5 protein-coding genes are annotated in these 4,096 nt (G+C 66.9%); 2 read left to right on the top strand and 3 right to left on the bottom strand.

The window, feature by feature from the left end; translation table 11 throughout:
* Together JHD07_RS31210 and atzF are read left to right on the top strand one after the other, a co-directional pair.
* The coding region (locus JHD07_RS31210) for a MarR family winged helix-turn-helix transcriptional regulator (protein WP_291629129.1) at positions 1-380 on the top strand (380 nt) is incomplete at its 5' end.
* Positions 381-573: 193 nt separating this feature from the next.
* Positions 574-2,379 (top strand): allophanate hydrolase, encoded by a 1,806-nt coding sequence (gene atzF, locus JHD07_RS31205; protein ID WP_291629127.1) that lies wholly within the window; start codon positions 574-576, stop codon positions 2,377-2,379.
* Positions 2,380-2,528: 149 nt separating this feature from the next.
* On the opposite strand, the gene JHD07_RS31200 is transcribed toward atzF, so the two are convergent.
* From JHD07_RS31200 to JHD07_RS31190, 3 genes are all read right to left on the bottom strand, one after another.
* Positions 2,529-3,251 carry a GntR family transcriptional regulator gene (locus tag JHD07_RS31200; RefSeq protein ID WP_291629125.1) on the bottom strand — a complete coding sequence of 241 codons (723 nt, stop codon included), beginning with the start codon at positions 3,249-3,251 and terminating at the stop codon, positions 2,529-2,531.
* Between the two features lie 4 nt (positions 3,252-3,255).
* Positions 3,256-3,648: an oxalurate catabolism protein HpxZ gene (gene hpxZ / locus JHD07_RS31195; protein WP_291629123.1), complete on the bottom strand. Its 393-nt coding sequence runs from the start codon at positions 3,646-3,648 to the stop codon at positions 3,256-3,258.
* Between the two features lies 1 nt (position 3,649).
* The coding region (locus JHD07_RS31190) for an amidase family protein (protein WP_291629121.1) at positions 3,650-4,096 on the bottom strand (447 nt) is incomplete at its 5' end.

The raw sequence follows: 4,096 nt of genomic DNA, 5'->3' as shown, positions 1-4,096 counted from the left end.
CCGGGCGGATCACCATCACCGACCGCAAGCGGGACTTCATCAAGACGCTCGGCGAGGTCGACATCCGGCCGACGCAATATTCGGTGCTGACGGTGATCGGCGCCAATCCGGGCCTATCGCAGATGGCAGTGGCCAAGCGCCTCGGCATCGAGCGCGCCCGGCTGGTTCATCTGCTCGACAGCCTCGAACAGCGCAAATATCTGAAGCGGATCAAGTCGAAGGCGGACCGGCGCTCCCATGCCCTGCACCTCACCGCGCAGGGCGAGACGGCGCTGGCAACATTCAAGCGGCTCGCGGCCGAACACGAGCGGCACGTCGAGGCGAAGATCGGGAAGGAGAACCGGGCGCAGCTGCTTCGGATCCTCTCGGGCTTCACCTGATCTCCCCTGCTCATATTTTGGGCAAATGCACGCCAAGGGGACGCGATAGGGCCGCCCCAGGGGCGACCGGAAAATCGCGGAAGCCTTTGATCAAACGACAATATCCGGAGCGGTGACCGTGCCCGGATAATGTACACAATGGCACATCGCTTGCTTCAATGAGCAAAGACGAATTGCCGGAGTTTTTATCGCCATGGGCGCTGAACAGCCTGAAACAGTCGCCGCGATCGTGGCCGCGCATCGCGCGGGCGCGCTGACGCCGGCGCAGACGATCGCGCGCACCTACCAGCGCATCCGCGACCACAATGATCCCGCCGTGTTCATCAGCCTGCGCGAGGAGACGGATGCGATCGCGGAGGCCGCAAGGCTTGCTACGCGAGATCCCGCCAGCCTGCCGCTCTACGGCGTGCCGGTCGCGGTGAAGGACAATATCGATGCGCTCGGCTTTCCGACCACCGCAGCCTGTCCTGCGTTCTCCTATACGCCCACATACGACTCGACCGCCGTACAGCGCTTGCGTGCGGCGGGCGCCATCATCATCGGCAAGACCAATCTCGACCAGTTCGCGACCGGCCTCGTCGGCGTCCGTTCGCCCTACGGCATCCCCAGGAATTCGATCCGCGACGATCTCATTCCCGGCGGCTCCAGTTCCGGCTCGGCCACCGCGGTCGGCGCCGGGCTCGTGCCGCTGTCGCTGGGGACCGACACGGCCGGCTCGGGCCGCGTGCCGGCGATGCTCAACAACATCGTCGGGCTGAAGCCGAGCCTCGGCATGATCTCGACCGCGGGCCTGGTGCCGGCCTGCCGCACGCTGGACTGCATCTCGGTGTTCGCGCTGACGGTGGACGATGCCGCGCTCGCGCTGTCGGTGATGGCCGGCCCCGACCAGGCCGATCCGTTCTCGCGCGACCGGCCGCTGGGTGCGCTCACGCCGATGCCGGCAAACCTGCGCCTGGGTGTGCCGCGCAGCGGGCAGTTGATCTTCTTCGGCGACAAGGAATCGGAAGCCGCTTACGGCGAGGCGCTGAAACGGTGGGCCGCGCTTGGTGCCACGCTGGTCGAGTTCGACCTCGAGCCGTTCTACGAGACGGCGCGGCTGCTCTATGAGGGTCCGTGGGTCGCCGAGCGCTACCTCGTGATCAAGGATCTGCTGGCGTCCGCACCCGACGCAATCCATGCCGTGACGCGCGAGATCACCGCCGCCGGGGCACGACTGAGCGCGGCTGAAACCTTCTCGGCGCTGTATCGTTTGCAGGGCCTGCGCAAGATCGCCGAGCGAACGTTCGCAGGCGTCGACGCGCTGGTGCTGCCGACCGCGCCGACGGCCTACACGACCGCGCAGGTGCTGGCGAATCCGATCGAGCTCAACAGCCGGCTCGGTACCTACACCAATTTCGTCAACCTGCTCGACCTCTGCGGCCTCGCCGTGCCCGCCGCGATGCGCAGCGACGGCATTCCGTTCGGCATCACGCTGCTCGCGCCGGCAGGACGTGATGCGCTGCTGGCCAGCATCGGACGGGTGTTCCATGCGGATACGAAGCTCACGGTCGGTGCGAAAGGCGTGGCCCATCCCCCGCTCGCGCCGCTTCCTACGAGCAGCGACGACGAGATCCCGATCGCAGTCGTCGGCGCGCATCTGTCGGGCATGGTGCTCAACAGCGAACTGACGACGCTGAACGCAAAGCTGGTCGAGGCGACGAAGACCGCGCCGGACTACAAGCTCTATGCGCTCAAGACGACACCGCCGAAACCGGGCATGCTGCGCGTCGAGGCCGGCAAAGGCGCTGCGATCGAACTGGAGATCTGGTCGCTGTCGCCGTCGGCCTTCGGCAAGTTCGTCAACGCGATTCCATCGCCGATGGCGATCGGCACGATCACGCTTGCCGACGGGCGCAGCGTGAAAGGATTCCTCGTCGAACCGGAGGTGCTGGGCGAGGCCCGCGATATCACCGGGTTTGGAGGATGGCGGAAGTTCATGGCGGAAGGTGCGCGGCGGTGAGAGGTCCCGTGTCCCGGACGCGATGCGGCACGTAGTGCCGCTTCGCAGAGCCGGGACCCATGAAGCAGCACGGGAAATGGAAGATGGGTCCCGGCTTTGCGGAGCAGCGCTGAAGAAGCGCTGCACCGCGTGCGGGACACGAGACCGTCCTATACCGACACCGCGTAGATCTCGTACTCCCCGCGCACCAGCTCGATATGGGCGCGCATGGCCGCTGCGGCACCCTGCTTGTCGCCGCGCATGATGGCGACGACGACGCGGTCGTGCTCGGCTTGCGACTTGGCGAGGCGGCCGAGATTGCGGAACTGGGCGCGGCGGAACGGCTGCACGCGCACGCGGGTCGCCAGCGTGATCTCGGCGATGTAGCCGTTCTGCGAACCGGCATAGATCGCGTTGTGGAAGCGCTCGTTGACCTCGTGAAAACGCTCGGGGTTGCCGGTGTAGCTCAGCACCCGCAGCTCCTCGTGGACGGCCTCCAGGCCGTGACGCTCGGCCGCCGACATGCGCTCGGCGGCAAGGCCCGCGCACAACGCCTCGAGCTCCGCCATCGCCTCGAACATGCCCTTGAGCCGCTCGATCGACGGCTGCGCCACCACGGCGCCGCGATGGGGCCGCGCCTCGACGAGGCCACTCGCAACCAGCTGACGCAGCGCCTCGCGCACCGGGGTCCGCGAGACGTTGAATCGCCGCGCGATGTCGGTCTCGTCCAGCGGCGCGCCCGGCGCCAGCATCCCGCGCACGATCTCGTCGGCGAGTTGAAGACGCAGTTCCTCGGCACGAGTGACCTTCTGCAGCGACGGAAGTGCCCGGTCGACGCGGGGCACCACCGGCTCGGCCGGCAATGTCCCGGGCGGAAGATCGTCAAGCGTCATTCGGTCAGGTCTCTTTCGGCTCGTCGATGATGCTGACATGGGCGGCGACGACGCGCCAGCCCTCCGGAAAACGTATCCACGTCTGCATCTGCCGGCCGACCTTGCCGGGCGCCGTGTCGCGATAGAACAAGGTGGACGCCACGGCCGTGTCGCGGCCGTAGCTCGTGATCACCGTCTTCGCGGTGCGGCGGTTGAGGCCGACCGGCGAGCGGGCGGCGCGAAAGCCGGAGATGGCCTCATAGCCATAGAGATTCTCGCCGATGCCGTAGCGCAACGTGCGGGGATCGTTGCGGAAGAGCTCGCCGAGCATCGCGACGTCGTTGTTGACCAGGGCCTGCTCATAGCGGTCGAACGCGGCTTTGACTTCCGCGATCACCTCGGGGAGATCGATCTCCATCTCAAATTCCTCGTGGGGCAGGCGCCGCGACGACGCCCATCTTCTCCAATGCGTGCGCGACGCGCAACGCGATGTCCTCGCGCCAGGGCGCCGCGATGATCTGCACGCCGATCGGCAGCGGCTCGAGCGGCACCGGAACCGCGACGACAGGCAAGCCGATGAACGAGATCGGCTGGGTGTGGATGCCGATATTGGCGCGCACCGGCAGCTCGACGCCGTCGAGATTGAAATTGACCTGGCCGAGTTTCGGTGCGGTGCAGGGCGTCGCCGGGGCCAGCAACACGTCGACCGACTTGAAGATCTCGGCGAGCTGGGCGCGATACCAGCGGCGGAATTTTTGGGCGCGGTCGACCAGCGAGGCCGGCACCATCGCGCCTGCGATCAGCCGGTCGCGCACCGCGGGATCGAAATCGTTCGGTCGCTTGCGGAGACGATCGAGGTGGAGGGA

The organism is Bradyrhizobium sp. (genome assembly GCF_016462955.1).
Classification (GTDB): domain Bacteria; phylum Pseudomonadota; class Alphaproteobacteria; order Rhizobiales; family Xanthobacteraceae; genus Bradyrhizobium.
The sequence above is the reverse complement of the archived record's forward strand: the minus strand, read 5'-3'. Positions and strand labels throughout refer to the sequence as shown.